Annotated in this window: 18 protein-coding genes and 1 pseudogene; 13 read left to right on the top strand and 6 right to left on the bottom strand. The window is 68.6% G+C overall.

Annotated elements, in window-relative coordinates:
* Window positions 1-7 precede the first annotated feature (7 nt).
* Window positions 8-661 (bottom strand): helix-turn-helix domain-containing protein, encoded by a 654-nt coding sequence (locus NL112_RS09120; RefSeq protein WP_255152412.1) that lies wholly within the window; start codon window positions 659-661, stop codon window positions 8-10.
* Window positions 662-847: 186 nt separating this feature from the next.
* On the bottom strand, window positions 848-2056 hold the full coding sequence (locus NL112_RS09115; RefSeq protein WP_255152410.1) for a hypothetical protein: 1209 nt from the start codon (window positions 2054-2056) through the stop codon (window positions 848-850).
* A 293-nt stretch (window positions 2057-2349) separates the two neighbouring features.
* Between NL112_RS09115 and NL112_RS09110 the strand changes: the two genes are divergently transcribed.
* On the top strand, window positions 2350-3618 hold the full coding sequence (locus NL112_RS09110) for an RNA-guided endonuclease InsQ/TnpB family protein (protein WP_255152409.1): 1269 nt from the start codon (window positions 2350-2352) through the stop codon (window positions 3616-3618).
* Between the two features lie 146 nt (window positions 3619-3764).
* Here the strand turns inward: NL112_RS09110 and NL112_RS09105 are convergent, their stop codons facing one another.
* Window positions 3765-4286: an archaemetzincin family Zn-dependent metalloprotease gene (locus tag NL112_RS09105; RefSeq protein ID WP_255152408.1), complete on the bottom strand. Its 522-nt coding sequence runs from the start codon at window positions 4284-4286 to the stop codon at window positions 3765-3767.
* Window positions 4287-4327: 41 nt separating this feature from the next.
* Between NL112_RS09105 and NL112_RS09100 the strand changes: the two genes are divergently transcribed.
* Genes NL112_RS09100 through NL112_RS09085 form a run of 4 tightly spaced genes read left to right on the top strand, consistent with a single transcriptional unit; the run spans window position 4328 to window position 6257 of the window.
* Window positions 4328-4738: a UPF0146 family protein gene (locus tag NL112_RS09100; RefSeq protein ID WP_350356158.1), complete on the top strand. Its 411-nt coding sequence runs from the start codon at window positions 4328-4330 to the stop codon at window positions 4736-4738.
* Window positions 4735-5622 (top strand): TIGR01548 family HAD-type hydrolase, encoded by an 888-nt coding sequence (locus NL112_RS09095; protein ID WP_255152407.1) that lies wholly within the window; start codon window positions 4735-4737, stop codon window positions 5620-5622. Before NL112_RS09100 ends, NL112_RS09095 begins: the two co-directional genes overlap by 4 nt.
* A 30-nt stretch (window positions 5623-5652) precedes the next feature.
* Window positions 5653-6072, top strand: coding sequence for a hypothetical protein (locus NL112_RS09090; RefSeq protein WP_255152405.1), 420 nt, complete (start codon window positions 5653-5655; stop codon window positions 6070-6072).
* Window positions 6069-6257, top strand: coding sequence for a DUF7534 family protein (locus tag NL112_RS09085; RefSeq protein ID WP_255152404.1), 189 nt, complete (start codon window positions 6069-6071; stop codon window positions 6255-6257). The genes NL112_RS09090 and NL112_RS09085 overlap by 4 nt, the downstream gene beginning before the upstream one ends.
* On the opposite strand, the gene NL112_RS23030 is transcribed toward NL112_RS09085, so the two are convergent.
* Entirely contained in the window at window positions 6258-6341 is an 84-nt protein-coding gene (locus NL112_RS23030) for a DUF8054 domain-containing protein (RefSeq protein ID WP_491543650.1), read from the bottom strand.
* Window position 6342: 1 nt separating this feature from the next.
* Between NL112_RS23030 and NL112_RS22835 the strand changes: the two genes are divergently transcribed.
* The 6 genes and pseudogenes from NL112_RS22835 to NL112_RS09055 all read left to right on the top strand — a co-directional run bounded on the left by NL112_RS22835 (window position 6343) and on the right by NL112_RS09055 (window position 9683).
* A complete protein-coding gene (locus NL112_RS22835; protein ID WP_491543649.1) occupies window positions 6343-6846 on the top strand; it encodes a hypothetical protein in 504 nt (167 codons plus the stop codon).
* A gap of 53 nt (window positions 6847-6899) precedes the next feature.
* On the top strand, window positions 6900-7568 hold the full coding sequence (gene npdG / locus NL112_RS09075) for an NADPH-dependent F420 reductase (protein ID WP_255152403.1): 669 nt from the start codon (window positions 6900-6902) through the stop codon (window positions 7566-7568).
* A gap of 138 nt (window positions 7569-7706) precedes the next feature.
* A complete protein-coding gene (locus NL112_RS09070) occupies window positions 7707-8222 on the top strand; it encodes a DUF5810 domain-containing protein (RefSeq protein WP_255152400.1) in 516 nt (171 codons plus the stop codon).
* A gap of 51 nt (window positions 8223-8273) precedes the next feature.
* Window positions 8274-8698: pseudogene (locus NL112_RS09065) on the top strand (DUF5809 family protein).
* On the top strand, window positions 8698-9108 hold the full coding sequence (locus NL112_RS09060) for a hypothetical protein (protein ID WP_255152399.1): 411 nt from the start codon (window positions 8698-8700) through the stop codon (window positions 9106-9108). The pseudogene NL112_RS09065 and the gene NL112_RS09060 overlap by 1 nt, the downstream one beginning before the upstream one ends.
* Entirely contained in the window at window positions 9105-9683 is a 579-nt protein-coding gene (locus tag NL112_RS09055) for an NUDIX hydrolase (protein WP_255152397.1), read from the top strand. Before NL112_RS09060 ends, NL112_RS09055 begins: the two co-directional genes overlap by 4 nt.
* On the opposite strand, the gene rimI is transcribed toward NL112_RS09055, so the two are convergent.
* Both rimI and NL112_RS09045 read right to left on the bottom strand, forming a co-directional pair.
* Window positions 9684-10169 (bottom strand): ribosomal protein S18-alanine N-acetyltransferase, encoded by a 486-nt coding sequence (gene rimI / locus NL112_RS09050; protein ID WP_255152396.1) that lies wholly within the window; start codon window positions 10167-10169, stop codon window positions 9684-9686.
* Between the two features lie 396 nt (window positions 10170-10565).
* Window positions 10566-12539 carry an aconitate hydratase gene (locus NL112_RS09045; RefSeq protein ID WP_255152395.1) on the bottom strand — a complete coding sequence of 658 codons (1974 nt, stop codon included), beginning with the start codon at window positions 12537-12539 and terminating at the stop codon, window positions 10566-10568.
* Window positions 12540-12808: 269 nt separating this feature from the next.
* Between NL112_RS09045 and NL112_RS09040 the strand changes: the two genes are divergently transcribed.
* Together NL112_RS09040 and NL112_RS09035 are read left to right on the top strand one after the other, a co-directional pair.
* Window positions 12809-15208 (top strand): S8 family serine peptidase, encoded by a 2400-nt coding sequence (locus NL112_RS09040; protein ID WP_255152393.1) that lies wholly within the window; start codon window positions 12809-12811, stop codon window positions 15206-15208.
* Window positions 15209-15269: 61 nt separating this feature from the next.
* Entirely contained in the window at window positions 15270-16022 is a 753-nt protein-coding gene (locus NL112_RS09035) for a coenzyme F420-0:L-glutamate ligase (RefSeq protein ID WP_255152392.1), read from the top strand.
* Window positions 16023-16170 lie beyond the last annotated feature (148 nt).

The raw sequence follows: 16170 nt of genomic DNA, 5'->3' as shown, positions 1-16170 counted from the left end.
GAGATAGTCAGCGGTCGCGGAGCGCCGACCCCTGTTCCCGCTGGTCGAGAAACCGCTTGATTACCTTCCCTTCGGCGCGGTGGAGTATCTCGCTACACGTCGACTTCGCCACCTCCTGGTCGGCCGCCAGTTCCGTCAGGCTACAGGTTCGCGGCGTGTCGTAGTAGCCGTGGTCGACGGCGGCCTCCAGCATCGCCTCCTGCCGTTCGGTCAGAAGCGACGAGACGTCCGGCCGCTGGCGGACCGACTCGACGGTGAACGGGATACCGAACGCCTCCAGTTGCCGGCCGAGTTCCGACAGCCGTTCCCGTGGCGCGGTGAGTTCCCACGTCGCCTCGCCGTCCTCGATGTCGAACGGCATCTCCAGCGGGATGCCGGAGTCACGGACCGGCAACAGCAACAGAGGCATCGTCGTCTCGAACTGCACCAGGGCGGTGGTGTCACGCTGCTGGAGCACCGTCAGTTCGGTCACGTCGTCGGCATCGCGCATCGCCTCCACGACGGCCGGCAGGCGCTCGCTGGTCACCTCCGCGAGTCCGACGCCCGACTCCTCGCCGGTCAGCGCCGCGAGGATGCGGAACCGCGCCGACGCGTGCCGGCGCGAGAGGTCGCCGACCCACACGCCGTCCGGAATCGTCAGTCGAAGTGTCGCCCGTGGCATGGTCTCACCCGAACGTATTCGGTCGCGAGGCGAATAAATATTCCCGAACATGTTCGTAGGGCCGCGGCCGGCGGGTCGGTCGTCGAGCGACACCCGACGGACGGGGGCCGCGAGCGGCCGCGGGGACGAGGCGGTGACCCGCACGTTCGGGCAGAGCTACCGGGCCGGGAGAACCGGCGTCGCCGTCTACGACCCCGAGCCCTCGCTCCGACCCTGGACTGCACGATAGACCGCGCGCACGGCGAGCGCCTTGCGCACGTGCGTCGCGATGTGGCCGTCCAGTTCCTTGCGGAACGTCTGGTCGGTGACCGCGTGGACGGTGAAGTAGAGCCCCGAGAACGCCGCGAAGAACCCCGAGACGCGCACCAGTTCCCGGGTGAGCGTGACCGGCGCGTCGAAGAGCCTGACGGTGACCACGGGAGCAGGCGGGTAGTCAAGGAGGTCCGCGACTACCTCGGTCGGGAGCATGAGCAGTCCGAAGAGGACGAAGAACACGAGCATGACGAGCGTCACCACGACCACGTATCCCAGAAACCCGTACGTCGCCAACAGCAACACGTTCAGTCGCTCCGCTTCGGTCAGCGGTGGAACCTCGGCCGGGTCGACGTCGACCGTCGACGCGAGTCGACTCGCCGGTGAATCGACGCACAGCTCTCGAATCTCGGCCGGCGAGTCGAAACTCGACCGCGTCTCGAACTCCGCGACCACGCCGCGGTACATGAACGCCAGCGTGGTACACAGGAAGAAGGCGAGCAACGCCAGATACCGGACGAGCGGCATGCTGTTCGTGCTCTCCCACGCGTTCCCGTTGAACAGGAGGAACGTGACGGTGAGAAACAGCACCGGGAACGTCCGGCCCACCAGCCGCACCGCCAACTCGACGCGTTCGAACACGTGCCGGACGTTCCCGGTCGTCATCCGGACGAGCCCGTAGCTCGTCGCGTAGTAGGCCACCGCGAGCAGGACGGCGTGTCCGAGTATCGTCACCGCGGCGACCCGCGGCCGGCCGGCGAGCACGTTCAGTACGGCCGGGCCGAACAGGAAGACGCCGAGCACAACCGGACCGACCGTCTCCGGCAGGCGCAAGGCGGGGCGGCCCCGGAGTCGGTTCGCCACCGCCCAGACACCGACGAGTACCGGAAACGCCGCGAGACTCGCGGCGACGTTCCGCCACAGCGACCCACCCGCATCGAGCGTAGTGGCCACCGTGAGGAGAAACGAGAGCGTCAACACCGGAACCACCCGGGGGAGGACCATCCCGGTCGCGGTGTAGTCGACGACGAACTGCGGGAGCCCCTGGACGACGAACCACCGTTCGATGTCGTCGACCGTGTCGGGGTGCGACGCGTCGCTTCCACCGGCCTCCGCCGTCGGGGAATCGGTGCTCGTTGTCACGGGCCTCGCGTGTCGTCGCGTCTCCGCGCGTGCCACCCTCCCCCGTCGTCGAACGGCGGTCCCACGGCCGTCCGCGACGGTATTCGTTATGTCCCACGAAGCGGCTGATAAGCGGGGATTAGTCCCCGAAACGTCGGGTTATGGAAGATTCAAGGCTAAAACCTCGCCCTTCAGGGCGGGGATACAGCCGACAATTCCTCCACTAACCACGTTCGATGGCACTGCTGGATATTCCACGCCCAGTCGTTATTTTTAATATACAATCTTCCATAACTAGTTATGAACACAGTCTGATGCTGGAGACCACTCGCACCTATCGGGCGAAAATCGCCAACCACTCTCATGTGAGTGACGACCTCGACCAGTGCGGGTTCTCTGCATCAAAACTGTGGAACGTCGCCCGATACTACACACAAGGTCGGTGGGACGAAGACGGAGAAATTCCCGACGACGGCGAACTCAAATCCGAACTCAAGGAACACGAACGATACAGTGACCTCCATTCTCAGTCAAGTCAGCGAGTTCTCGAAGAGCTTGCTGAGTCGTTCACCAGTTGGTACAAAGCACGCCAACGCGGGGATGAGGACGCCAACCCACCCGGCTATCGCAAACACGGCGACGAACACCCGCGCTCCACCGTGACGTGGAAGCAAAAAGGCATCAAGCACGATTCCAAACACAACAAACTCCGACTGAGCAAGGGGTTCAACCTGAAGACCCACCGCTCAGACTTCATCCTGTGTGAGTACGAGACGCGACCGGACGTGACCGTGGAGAACATCCAACAAGTGCGAGCCGTCTGGAACGGCGACCGTTGGGAACTTCACCTCGTCTGCAAGGTCGAGATACCCGTCGAGGACGCCCCCGGCGACAACACGGCAGGCATCGACCTCGGTATCAAGAACTACCTCGCCATCGCCTACGACGACGGTGATGCCGAGTTGTATCCGGGGAATGTGCTGAAACAGGACAAGCACTACTTCACCCGTGACGAGTACGACACGGAAGGCGAGAACGGGCCATCGAAGCGTGCGCTCCGCGCCCGTCAGACACTCTCGTGTCGGAAAGACCACTTCCTCCACGCCCTCGCCAAGCACGTCGTGGAGCAGTGCATCGACCACGAGGTCGGTCGCATCGCCATCGGTGACTTGAGCGAGATTCGTGAGGACGAGAACGGTGAGTCTCGGAACTGGGGTAAGCGTGGGAATAAGAAACTCCACGGTTGGGAGTTCGACCGCTTCACGAACCTTCTCGAATACAAAGCAGAAGAACACGGTATCCTTGTTGACCGCACGAGCGAACAAGATACGAGCAAGACGTGTTCGTGTTGTGGTCGGAAGCGTGACTCAAACCGTGTGGAGCGTGGTTTGTACGTCTGTGAGTCGTGCGGTGCGACTATGAACGCGGACGTGAATGGTGCGGTGAATATTCGCAGAAAGATAACTCAGAATCCCCCCACAGGGGATATGAGTAACGGTTGTTTGGCACGGCCAGTAGCCTACCTGTTCAACCAAACCTCTGGGTCGTTCCACCCGAGGGAACAGGTGGGTTGCGAACCTTAATATCCCAACGCTCGGGAATCCTCGCCCTTTAGGGCGGGGAGGATGTCAAATCGAGGTTCGAGCACGACGGCCGGCGGCGAGAACGACCAAAACGAGAGCGAGCGCAACGACGGCCGAGGGCGCGCCGACCGACCCGGGACGACGAGTTACAGGACCTGCCGCTGACAGCTCCCACAGAGGTTCTGCTCTTTCACGTCGACCTCGCGGACGGTGGGCGAGAAGTTCATCACACAGCGGTTGTTGTCGCAGTGTTCGAGGCCGATGGTGTGGCCGATTTCGTGGACGACCTCCTTGCGGACGCGGTCGGCGAATATCTCCGAGGAGGGCTTGTTGGAGATGCCGCCGTCCGAGGAGGTCTGGAGCCGGTAGGTGGAGACGACGCTCCCGTTGCCCGACAGATACGCGAGGCCGAACACGTAGTTGCGCCGGCGGTAGTAGAGGTCGTTGGGCGTCAGGGCGATGTTCTTCTCCCCCGAGCCGACACGCGACGCGAGTTCGATGAGTTCCTCCGCCCGGTACTGCTTGCGCGAGGGGTCGAAGGCGCTGTCGGGCACCGCCTGGGCGTCGTGTATCGTCACCTCGCAGTCGTAGACCGACCGCAACCCGGCGGAGGCCTCCCGCTTGACCGCCGCCGGCACGTCGCCCACCGGCACGATGTCGACATGCATATGCGAAAGGGTAAGACAGCGCCGTTGGTAAACATTCCGACGTGCTCAACCGCGACGCGCTGGTCGACGCCCTCGCCGAGCGAGCGCCAGCCAGCGCGGTGGAGGTGGGCGTCGGCAACCGGCCGGACGTGGCCGGCGCGCTCGCGGCCCGCGGGCGGACGGTGACCGCCACCGACGTGGTCGACCGCTCGGTTCCGGCGGGCGTCCAGTTCGTCCGCGACGACGTCGTCGACCCCGACCCCGCGGTGTACGCCGACGCCGACCTCGTGTACGCGCTGAACTGCCCGCCGGAACTCCAGCGACCGCTCGTCGAGGCCGCCGAGGCCGCTGGCGCGACGTGGGCGTTCACGACGCTGGGCGGCGACCCGGCCGTCGTCGAATCGACACCGGAGACGGTACAGGACGAAACGCTCTTTACTTCCCCCTCGTCGGACCAACGTACACGCAGATGACACTCCGTGTGGACGCGGTCGTGCTCGACATCGACGGCGTGCTCGTCGACGTGGCGGACTCCTACCGACGTGCGATAGTCGAGTCGGTCGAGCGCGTGTACGACACGACCGTCGAGCGCGAGGTGATACAGCAGTTCAAGGACGCCGGCGGCTTCAACAACGACTGGGAACTCACCTACGCGCTCGCGCTGTACGCGCTGGCTCGCGAGGCCGGCTTCCCGCTCTCGGTGGAGACGTTCACCGGGAAGGTCGAGGCCTCCGGCGGTGGGCTGTCGGCGGCCGAGACGGTCGTCGCGGACCACCTCGACCCCCACGACCGCGAGCAGGTGTACGCCGAGTGGGACCGCGAGCGCCTCCGCGACGTGTTCCAGCAGTTGTATCTCGGCGCGGAGCTGTACCGCGACCTCGAAGGCGGCGACCCCGACCCCGACGTCGCGGGCGAGGGGTTCATCCACGACGAACCCACCCTGCTCGCGCCCGACACCCGCGACGACCTCCTGGAGCGGTTCGACGTGGGCGTCGTCACCGGCCGCCCCGCGGCGGAGGCCGACATCGCGCTGGACCGCGTGGACCTCGATATCCCCGAGGACCACCGGTTCACGATGGACGACTGGGAGGCGGGGAAACCTCACCCCCACGCGCTCACCACGCTGGCCGAGCGGTTCGACGCCGGAGCGGTCGCCTTCGTCGGCGACACGCTCGACGACGTCGAGACGGCCGTCAACGCCGCCGAAGCCGACCCCGAACGCGACTACTACGGCGTCGGCGTCCTCACGGGGGGGCTGACCGGCACGGAGGGCCGCCGCAAGTACGAGGAGGCGGGCGCGACGGCGGTGATAGAGACGATAAACGACCTGCCCGCGCTGGTCGAGCCCCGCCGCTAAGTTCTTCTCGCTGGCTGAACGATTCGAGGTGTGAAGCCCTCCATCGCGCTCTCCGAAGTCGGCGAACTCGCCGGACTCACCGTCGTCGGCTGGCTACTGGCGCTGGTCGCCGGCGGCACCGCCGTCGCCGCCGCTACGGTGCTGTTCCCCGACACCGCGGCCCCGCTTCTGGTCGCCGCCGTCCTCGCGCCGCTCGTGGGGCTGTATCTCCTGTTCGGCGCGTGGGACTGGCGACCGGGCGGCGAGACCCGCCAGCACGCCACGTTCCTCGCCGGTCAACTCGGCCTGTGGCTCCTCGTCGGCGGCGTCGGCCTCGTCGTTCCGGCGAGCGGCGTCGGCCGCTGGCTCCTCCTGCTCGCGGCGCTGTTCGCCACACCCCTCGCCGGGTGGCTGGCGTACCTCGGCGGCGTCGGCCGCCTCCGGCGCGCGGTCGGGGGTGAACCGGCGTGAGCGACCGGCGCGCGTTCCTCGCGTGGGTCGGCCTCCTGTGGGTGCTCACGTTCGTCGGTGCGGCCGTCGGGACGCCACCAGACCCGGTGACGCAGGCGTACGTCCTGCTTCCGGGGCTGGTGCTCGCGGTGCCGCTGGCGTACTGGCTCACCTACCGGAACGGGCTGGAGCGGTTGCGCGAGTAGCTACGCCGGAACTTCCGCCAGCGGCGTGCCACAGGCCGTACACTCGACCGTGAACACGTCGCGGGTCGAACAGCACGACTCCACCGTGGTCGAGTCGGGCGCGACCGCACACAACTTCGCGTGGCGGGGCGACCGCCTCTACACGTCGTGGTACCAGGGCGGCGTCCGCGTGTACGACCTCGCCGACCCCGCCGACCCCCGACTGCTGGCCGCGTGGCGGGACCCCGACCGCGCGCAGTTCTTCGCGGCGCGGCCCGCCGCCGAGGGGTTCGTCGCCTCCAGCGCGGCCGAGAGCGAGGGCGGAACTGAGGCCGGGACCGGCCTCCGGAGCGGGCTGTACACCTTCCCGGAACCCGACGCAGACGGGCGGCCCGCGCCCACGCGGACGCCCGTCGAACCGCCGTGGACCCCGACGCCCGAACGGCCGGCAACCCCGACGGCGACCGGAACCCCCGAACCGACGCCGACGGCGACACCGACCGACGCCGGCACCCCCAGCGACGACACCGGCCCCGGGGTCGGCGTCCTCGCCACGCTCGCCGGCGGGGCGCTCGGCCTCCGGCGTCTCCTGTCGGACGACGACGGATAGGCAATCCCCTCCGGTCGCACAACGCTTAGGGTGTCCACCCACGACCTTCGAGTATGCGAATCGCGCTACTCGGTGGGACCGGCGACATCGGCGAGGGGCTTGCGCTCCGGTGGGCGTACGACACCGACCACGAGGTTGTCATCGGCTCCCGGGACCCCGACAAGGCCCGCGGGAAGGCCGAGGAGTACGAGACGGAACTCGACTCGCGGGGACAGGACGTGAAGGTCACCGGGTTCGTCAACGAGATGGCCGCCGACCGCGCGGACGTGGTCGTGCTCGCCGTCCCGGCGTACCACGTCACCGACACCGTCGAGGCCGTCGCCGACACGCTCGACGAGGAGACCATCCTCGTCACGCCCGCCGTCGGCATGAAGAAGGACGACGCCGGCTTCCACTACAACCCGCCGCCGGCCGGCTCCGTCACCGAGATGGCCGCCGACGCCGCCCCCGACGGCGTGCCCGTCGTCGGCGCGTTCCACAACCTCCCGGCCGGCCGACTGGCCGACCTCGATTCGGACATCGACTGGGACACGCCCGTCCTCGCTGACGACGCGGACGCCAAGGACATCGTGACGCGACTCGCGGACGGCATCGAGGGACTGCGACCGCTCGACGCCGGGGGGCTGGCGAACGCCGGCGAGGTGGAGGCCGTGACGCCGCTTCTGATCAACCTCGCCCGCGAGAACGACGGTCTGCACGACCTCGGCGTGAAGTTCTGGTAGGACTGCCGCGTTCGACGGGTCGGTACAGCAGTCGAACCCCGGGAGCGTAGCCGGTGCGGGCTTTCAAGCTATCGTAGCCACGACCCCACCTGTACGCACCTCCAAGTCCTTATCACCGTACGCACCTCAGCCACGCACATGGGATACGCGTGCCCCGTGTGTGGCGACCCGCAGGCGGACGCCCGGCACCTGGCGAACCACCTCGCGTTCACCGCGATGCTCGGCCGCGAGGACCACGAAGCGTGGCTCGACGACCACGCCCCGGGCTGGGAGCAGGACGGCGAGCGGGAACTCGCCGAGCGCGTCGCCGACCACGCCGACGACTCGGAGTACCCGCAGGTGTTCGAGGACACCGCCGGCGGCCTCGACGACGCCGAGGCCGACGACGAGCGCTCGGGCGCGCTGTTCGACCACGAGGGCCACGACCACGACCACCGCGGCGCCCCCGACCACCTCGGGAGCGACCACGGCGGCCCCGCCGACCCCAGCGGCTACGAGCAGGCCGACGTGCCACGCGACCCCGAGACCCAGGAGGTGCTGGAGGAGGCACGCGAACTCACCCAGGAGATGCTGGCAGAAGACGACGAGGAAACGGAGGACGCGGACACCGAGGACGCGGACATCGACGGCGGGGGGACCGACGACGGGGAGTGAGCGACCGTCGCCTTCCGGTAGCCATACCTGCCCGGGTTACGTAGCGCGGGTATGCACGTCGAGGGACTGCTCGCGCCCGACTCCGCCGAGGCGGCACGCGAGGAGTACGACGCGCTCGTTCCCGCCTCCCGGACCGTCGTCCGCGAGGTGGCGAAGGCGATGTCGTTCGACCGCGAGGAGTACGACGAGCGCGTGACGAGCGACGTGGTCGCCACCGCGCAGCACGCGACGCGCTGTTCGCGTCGCTTCTGGAAGTCCACGTCGGTACCAGCGAGGAGTTCGAGACGTTCCGCGAGCGCCACGACCACGAGGTGACGGTCAACGGGAGCGACAGCGTCGACAACGTCGTCTGGCACGTCGCCCCCTTCGCCGACCGGGTCGTCGCGGCCACCTTCCAGGAGGAACGGGACGCCGCGGTCGGCACCCTCCGCCGCCAGGCGTTCGGGAGCGTCTACCGCGAGGTCGTCGAGGACTGATGAGACGCGTCACGCGCAACGTCATCCTGGCGACGCTTCTCGTCGTCGTCCTCCTGCTCGCGCTGGGGGCGCTCCCGCAGTTCCTGCGGAGCGGCGACCCCTACTACATGGAGGCGACGGCCGTCGACGCCGCGCCCGCGGACGTCGACCCCGTGAACGCCTCCGCGGTTCCGTCGCGGCGCTACCCGTACACGGCCGCCGCCCTCGACGCCGCGGCGAACGCCAGCGACGGCGTCGGCCGCTCGGACCCCTACTGGCGCGGCCCGTTCGGCGTGAAGGGCGCGTTCACCCACTCGCCGTTCGACGAGATGGGCGCCTACCGCGACCAGTACCCCGGCGCCGTCCGCGGGGAGCGCGCGTTCCTCGTCCGCGGCAACGCCACCTACCGACTCGCCATCGTCCAACCATGACCGACCACGCCGACGACGAGCGACCGGAGCACCGCCCCACCGGAACGGACCACGACTGGCCCGTCCGCGAATCGCGCGCCGAGTACGAGACCGGCTGGTACACAGGCGGCTACGACCGGGTCGAACAGCCCGACGGCTCGACGAAGAACTACTACTGGGCGGACCTGCCACCCGCCGCCGTCGTCGTCGCCGTCGCGGACGACGAACTCGTGATGGTCGAGCAGTTCCGCCCGACCATCCGCCAGCACTGTCTGGAACTCGTCGCCGGCATCGTCGAGGACGGCGAGACGTTCACCGAGGCCGGCGCCCGCGAACTCCGCGAGGAGGCGGGGTTCGACCCCGGCGCGACGTCGCTGGTCGAGGAGTTCTGGTGCTCGACGGGCGTGTTGCGCCACAAGCGCGGCATCGTGTTCGCGGAGGGACTCGAACCGGCCGAGCGGAAACTCGACGGCAACGAGTTCCTCGAGGTGACGACCGTTCCGGTCGACGAGGCGCTGGAACGCGCCCGCGAGGCGCCCGCCAACGACGCCACCATCGAGGGCATCCTGCTGGCGCAGGCCGACGGCCTGCTGTAGCTACTGGAACTCCCGGACCATGATGAGCGCGGCCTCGCCGTCGTCGTAGTAGCGGGGCACCGTCCGCCGGTGCTCGAACCCGTGTGCGCGGTAGAGGTCGATGGCCGGGTCGTTCGACTCCCGCACCTCCAGTTTCACGGAAGAAGCGTCCGCGCGGGCCATCTCGACGAGCGCCCGCTCCAGAAGCAGGGAGCCGACGCCGCCCTCGCGGTGGTCGGGGTGGACCGCGATGTCCTTGACGTGGCCCAGCGGCCGGCCGTGGTTCGGGACGGTGTCGGCGACGACGTAGCCGACGACGCTCTCGCCGTCGGCGGGCGTCGCCTCGCAGGCGACGAGAAACCCCGGCTGACCGAGGAACCGCTCGAAGGCGGCGAACGGCCACGGCTGGGGGAACGACCGCTGCTCGATGCGGAACACCTCGAGCAGGTCGGCCCGGGTCGCCTGCCGAACGGGGACGGAGCCGGCCTCGGAGGCCGTAGTGGTCACGGCGCACGGTTGGACGTACACCCACTAATGGCTACCGGCCGGGGCGACCCACGGCCGGCCGCGGCCGAGTGCGCCACGCCGCCCACAACCTTCTTATGTAGACCCGGTTTATTGTAAGGTGCACCCGTTTGGGTGCATCCCCACCCCCCACCCCGTTTCCGGCGCGCGGAACTCTCCCCCCACCACCGCGCGCCGGGACTTTTCACGCTTCTCAGCGGCCGCACCGCTCACCGTCGGCGAGTGGCGACGCTCGCCGTGGCGTCACGACGCCGGGAGTGAGCGACGGCGTGGGCGCTATCGGACGCGAATAAATCGAGAACCGGGGTGCGGTCAGTCGTCGGCGGTTGCCACGACGCCGACCACTCAGTCGTCGACGGTTGCCACGACGCCGACCACTCAGTCGTCGGCCGGGGCCGCGCCGCCCTCGTCCTCGTGCTGGCGCTTCGTCAGCGGCAGTTTGCCGCCGGCCGCGAGGATGCGGCGCTCGCGCTCGGAGGCGTCGAGTTCCGCGGTGAGTTCCCAGTCGTCGTTGACGCGGACGGTGAACTCCTCCTGACCGGACTGGACGGCCTCGGCGACGTCGTCGACGATCTCGATGTCGTCGCCCTGCTCGATGTTCGCGTAGTCGGACTCGTCGATGGTCAGCGGGATGAGCCCGAAGTTGAACAGGTTCGCCTTGTGGATGCGGGCAAAGGACTGCGCGAGGACGCCCTGGATGCCGAGATACATCGGACACAGCGCCGCGTGCTCGCGCGAGGAGCCCTGCCCGTAGTTCTCGCCGGCGACGAGGAAGCCGCCGTCGCTCTCGAGGGCGCGCTCCGCGAACGTGTCGTCGACGCGAGAGAGCGTGAACTCGCTCAGTTTGGGGACGTTCGACCGGTACATCAGGATGTCCTGCGTGGCAGGGATGATGTGGTCGGTCGTGATGTTGTCCTCCATCTTCAGCAGCGCCTCACCCTCGAGGTGGGCGTCGAGCGGGTCCTTCAGTGGCACGTCGCCGATGTTGGGCCCCTTGACGAGGTCGTCGTCGACGGCCTCGTCGGGCGCGATGAGGTCGGCCTTCGAGCCGTCGTACTGGTCGGGCAGTTCGAAGCCGGGCGCGTCCATGTCGCCGAGTTCGTCGGCGAGGTCACGCGGGTCGACGAGTTCGCCCTTCAGCGCGGCGGCCGCGGCGACCTCCGGCGAGGAGAGGAACACGCTGTCGTCCTCGATGCCGGAGCGACCCTCGAAGTTGCGGTTGAACGTCCGCACCGACACGGAGTCGGAAGCGGGGACGTGGCCGATGCCGATACAGGCACCGCAGGTCGCCTCCGAGAAGTTGACGCCGGCGGCCATCAGTTCGGCCGTCCAGCCCTCGCGGGCGAGGATTTCACTGGCCTGCTTCGAGCCGGGCGCGACGATCATCTCGGTCTTCTTGTCGATCTCGCGGCCCTTCAGCATCTTCGCGGCCGGGAGGATGTCCTCGTAGCCGCCGTTCGTACAGGAACCGATCATCACCTGGTCGACCGACTCGCCCGCGACCTCGCGGACGGGGACGACGTTGTCCGGCATCGACGGCTTGGCGACGAGCGGTTCGATCTCCGAGAGGTCGACGACGATCTCGTCGTCGTAGTCGGCGTCCTCGTCGGGACCGATGTCGACGAACTCCTCGGAGCGGCCCTGCTTCGCCAGATACTCCTCGGTCTTCTCGTCGGTCGGGAAGATGGACGTCGTCGCGCCCAGTTCCGTCCCCATGTTCGTGATGGTCGTCCGCTCGGGCACCGACAGCGTGTCGACGCCGGGGCCGGTGTACTCGAATATCTTGCCGACGCCGCCCTTCACGCTCAGCCGGCGCAGCATCTCGAGGATGACGTCCTTCGCGGTCGACCACTCGGGGAGTTCGCCCTCGAGACGGACGTTGACGACCTCCGGCATCTCGATGTAGTACGGGCCACCGCCCATGGCGACGGCGACGTCGAGGCCGCCCGCACCGATGGCGAGTTCACCCAGACCGCCCGGGGTGGGGGTGTGGGAGTCGGAGCCGAGCATCGTCTTGCCGGGCGCGGCGAAGTTCTCCTTGTGGACGTTGTGGCAGATACCGTTGCCCGGGCGCGAGAAGTGCGCACCGAACGTCCCCGCCGCCGAGCGCAGGAAGCGGTGGTCGTCGGTGTTCTTGAAGTCGAACTGGTAGGTCTGGTGGTCGCAGTACTGGGCGGCGATCTCGGTCTGGACCTCGTCGAGGTCGAGCGCCTCGAACTGGAGCCAGACGAGCGTCCCGGTCGTGTCCTGCGTGAGTACCTGGTCGATCTCGATCCCGATCTCCTCCCCCGTCTCGAGTTCGCCCTCGACGAGGTGGTCTTCGAGGATCTTCTCCGTCAGCGTCTGTCCCATAACGGCTAGCGGTCGGCTAGCCTCGAATATAAATCCGGCGTGTTCGCCGCATATTGCGCGGACAGCGGGCCGCTCGGCGCAATATTCGCCACGGAACTGACCGAACGCCCGCCGGCCCGACCGACACGGCGCCGGGGGAGGACGGCCGACAGAGCCGTCTACCGGTTCGGTGCAACCGGATACATCGGCTCGCTACGGTCGCTGTGGGAGCTTTTGGACAGTTTTGTCAGAAATCACTTTTCGTGGTACCGAGTGGCACCGTGCAAGCCATGCAGCTCAACAGGCGAACGCTACTGAAGGGAGCGGGAGCGACCGGCGCGGGACTGCTCGCGCCCGGGGTGGGTGCGGCCGTCGACCCGACGCTCGACACCGGCACCGACGACCTCCAGGAGGTCGTCGTCGTGTTCCGGTCGCGCGACGACGTCGACCGGCTCGGCCGCCTCGACCTCGCGGACGGCTACTACAAGTACAAGGCCCTGCCGATGGGGTTCACCCGGTTGACGGGCGAGCAGATACGGCAGGTGGCCGGCTGGCGGGAGACGCTCAACGTCGAACGGAACAGGGAGCTGACCCCCCACAACGAGGACGCCCGCGAGGTGACGGGCGCGAAGTTCGTGCAGGAGGAACTGTTCTACACGGGAGAGACGGTCCACGTGGCCGTCATCGACTCCGGCGTCGACGGCGACCACCCCGACCTGGAGCGCAACCTGAAGAACCACTACCGGTTCGTCAACCCCCTCCAGGGGAGCGACCCGATGTGGACCGAGGCCGGGCCGGCCAACACCGGCGGGAGCGGCCACGGCACCCACGTCTCCGGCTCCATCGCCGGCACCGGCTCGGCCAGCGAGGGCCAGTACAAGGGGATGGCGCCCGACGCCGACCTGACGGTGTACTCGACGACGGGCGGCTACTTCCTGTTCCAGATCACCGGCGCGTGGGACGACCTCGTCGCCAAACAGCAGGAGGGGAAGCTCGACGTGCAGGCGGTCAACAACTCCTACGGCGCGGGCACGGGGAGCAACTACAGCCCGTACGGCGCCCTGCAAGTGGCGACCTGGACGGGGTTCCAGCAGGGAATGACGCCCGTGTTCTCCGCGGGCAACTCCTACGACATCGACACGCTCAACAACTACTCCATCGGCCCGCACGTCCTCTGCTCGGCGGCGACCGATGACGAGATGTACGTCACCGACTTCTCGTCGAAGGGTCGCAAGCCGGGGAGCCGGGGCGACAAGCTCGTCAACTACGACCGCAAGGAGGCGTTCGAGAACGTCGCGGACGCGTACGCGGCCCTCGAGGAGGACCTCGGCGACGCCATCTACACGCAGAGCTACTCGGGCACCGCCGGACCGGGCGCCCAGCCGCCGCTGGGCGCGCCGCAGGTCACCGACAAGCAGTACCACGAGTGGAACCCCGACGCGCCGGAGGGCGTCGACGTCTCGGCGTCGGACGCCGCCGATGTCGGCTTCGTGAAGGCGTCGCTCTCGTGGAGCCCGCAGGGACAGGACGTCGACTTCCGGCTGTACGAGGGCGGCAAGGGGAGCGAGGGCACCCTCAAGGCGTCCTCGACGGGCGGGACGGGTGCCAACCCCGAGACGCTGCAGGCGGAGATCGACCCGACGAAGACGTACTACTTCGAGGTCGACCCCTGGGCCGCCATCCAGGCCGACTACACCATCACCGCGGACGCCTACCGCGCGCCGAGCGTCAGCGCCTCCCGGCCGTTCAGCCTCCACCGGCCCAGCGTCGGCACGCCGGGGAAGTTCGTGATGAGCACGCTTGCGCCCGAGGACTACAACCAGGCGTACCCCACCATCTGGTACGGGCAGGGCGTGGCCATCGAGGCCTCCGAGGGGCAGGTGCCGCCGCCGGCGCTGGCCAAACTCCAGCGCGAGCAGAGCGAACAGGCCGACGAGCCCTACTACGGGCAGCTGTCGGGCACGTCGATGTCCGGGCCGGTGCTGACGGGGCTGGTCGCGCTCATCTACGACGCCTACCGGCAGACCCACGGCGAGTTCCCCGACCCGATGGAGGTCATCGCCACCGTCGAGGCCACGGCGGCCGTCACCCGGCCGACCGACCCCGACGACGCGCGGTGGCCCCACCGGACCTGGACCATCGGGGCCGGCTTCGCCGACGCCAAGACCGCGGTCCAACTGGCCGAGGACGACGAGCTGTTCGGCCTCGACGACTACGCGGACGGCACCATCGACCTCGCGGGCACCGGCTCGACCGGCGGCGACGGGTTCGTGTTCTCCGTCTCGGGCTCCCGGGAGGACGACAACGACGTGTACACGGCCGGACAGACCGTCGGCGTCGAACTCGGCGTGGACGCGAACGCCACCGCCACGGTCCGCGACCGCATCCCGTTCGGCTGGGAGGTGCTCGCGCCCGACGAGGAGGAGAACGCCAACGTCGACGTGTACACGCAGAACGGGAACCGCTACATCGAGTTCACCGAGATTCCGACGCCGAGCGGCGATAGCGAGGCCGCGACGGTCGGCTACTTCCTCGAGGCGCCCGAGTCGACCGGCCAGTACCAGTTCGGCCCCGCACAGGCGAAGGAGTACGTCCCCGACGGCGAGTCCGGCGACGCCACGTTCCGGCAGTTCACCGGCACCGACACCAACCGCGTCGTCGGCGTCGACCAGAACGACGCGCCGCTGTAGGGCGTCGTCGGCCCGTCGCCGCAACCGCTCGCCTTTTTTCCCCCGCCCCCGAGGCGCGGGTATGGAGTTGACCCCGGTCGAGGGCCTGCCGGAGATACGCGAGGGCGACGACCTCGCGGCGCTCGTCGACGAGCGCGTCGACCTGCGGCCCGGCGACGTCCTGTGTGTCGCATCCACCGTCGTCTCGAAGGCCGAGGGCCGGACCCGCGACCTCTCGGCGTTCCCGGCCGGCGACCGCGCCCGCGACATCGCCGCACGCATCGAAGCCATCACCGGCGACGAGAAGGACCCGCGGTTCGCGCAGGCGGTCATCGAGGAGAGCGAGGAACTGCTGACCGAGGCGCCGTTCCTGCTCGCCGTCTGTCGGTTCGGACACGTCACGGTCAACGCGGGCATCGACCGCTCGAACGTCCCCGGCGGCGACCTCCTGTTGTTGCCCGAGGACCCGAGCGCGTCGGCCGCTCGCCTCCACGAACGGCTTGACGTGCCGGTCGTCGTCACCGACACCTCGGGGCGGCCGTTCCGCCACGGCCAGCGTGGCGTCGCCGTCGGGTGGGCCGGGATGCCCGCCTCCCGTGACTGGCGCGGGGAACACGACAGGGACGGCCGCGAACTCGGCGTCACGGTCCAGTCGGTCGTCGACGAACTCGCTGGCGCGGCGAACCTCGTCGCCGGCGAGGGCGACGGCGGCACGCCCGCCGTCGTCGTCCGTGGCTTCGCGTTCGGCGACCACGAGGGCTCCGACAACCTGTTTCGCGCCGAGGAAGACGACATCGTCCGCGAGGCGCTCCGCGACTGGACGTTCGAGGGGTAGTATGGAGGGGAAACGGGGGTCGAAGTCGGCGGTGAGAACGCGAACGGTCCCGTGGAAGCCCCCGACCGGAGAGCGCGAGAGCGTCCGAGGTGCCAGTACAGCCGACCCCAACCCACTCACTCCCGGAGCCACCGTCGGGCGCTCGACC

The organism is Halorarius halobius (genome assembly GCF_024298865.1).
Classification (GTDB): Archaea; Halobacteriota; Halobacteria; order Halobacteriales; family Haloarculaceae; genus Halorarius; species Halorarius halobius.
This window is presented reverse-complemented; position numbering and strand designations above follow the sequence as displayed.

Excerpts from the sequence above, each read along its gene's own strand:
- NL112_RS09120 (WP_255152412.1), bottom strand. The coding sequence starts at position 661 with ATGCCACGGGCGACACTTCGACTGACGATTCCGGACGGCGTGTGGGTC.
- NL112_RS09110 (WP_255152409.1), top strand. The coding sequence starts at position 2,350 with ATGCTGGAGACCACTCGCACCTATCGGGCGAAAATCGCCAACCACTCT.
- NL112_RS09105 (WP_255152408.1), bottom strand. The coding sequence starts at position 4,286 with ATGCATGTCGACATCGTGCCGGTGGGCGACGTGCCGGCGGCGGTCAAG.
- NL112_RS09095 (WP_255152407.1), top strand. The coding sequence starts at position 4,735 with ATGACACTCCGTGTGGACGCGGTCGTGCTCGACATCGACGGCGTGCTC.
- npdG (WP_255152403.1), top strand. The coding sequence starts at position 6,900 with ATGCGAATCGCGCTACTCGGTGGGACCGGCGACATCGGCGAGGGGCTT.
- NL112_RS09070 (WP_255152400.1), top strand. The coding sequence starts at position 7,707 with ATGGGATACGCGTGCCCCGTGTGTGGCGACCCGCAGGCGGACGCCCGG.
- NL112_RS09060 (WP_255152399.1), top strand. The coding sequence starts at position 8,698 with ATGAGACGCGTCACGCGCAACGTCATCCTGGCGACGCTTCTCGTCGTC.
- NL112_RS09055 (WP_255152397.1), top strand. The coding sequence starts at position 9,105 with ATGACCGACCACGCCGACGACGAGCGACCGGAGCACCGCCCCACCGGA.
- NL112_RS09045 (WP_255152395.1), bottom strand. The coding sequence starts at position 12,539 with ATGGGACAGACGCTGACGGAGAAGATCCTCGAAGACCACCTCGTCGAG.
- NL112_RS09040 (WP_255152393.1), top strand. The coding sequence starts at position 12,809 with ATGCAGCTCAACAGGCGAACGCTACTGAAGGGAGCGGGAGCGACCGGC.
- NL112_RS09035 (WP_255152392.1), top strand. The coding sequence starts at position 15,270 with ATGGAGTTGACCCCGGTCGAGGGCCTGCCGGAGATACGCGAGGGCGAC.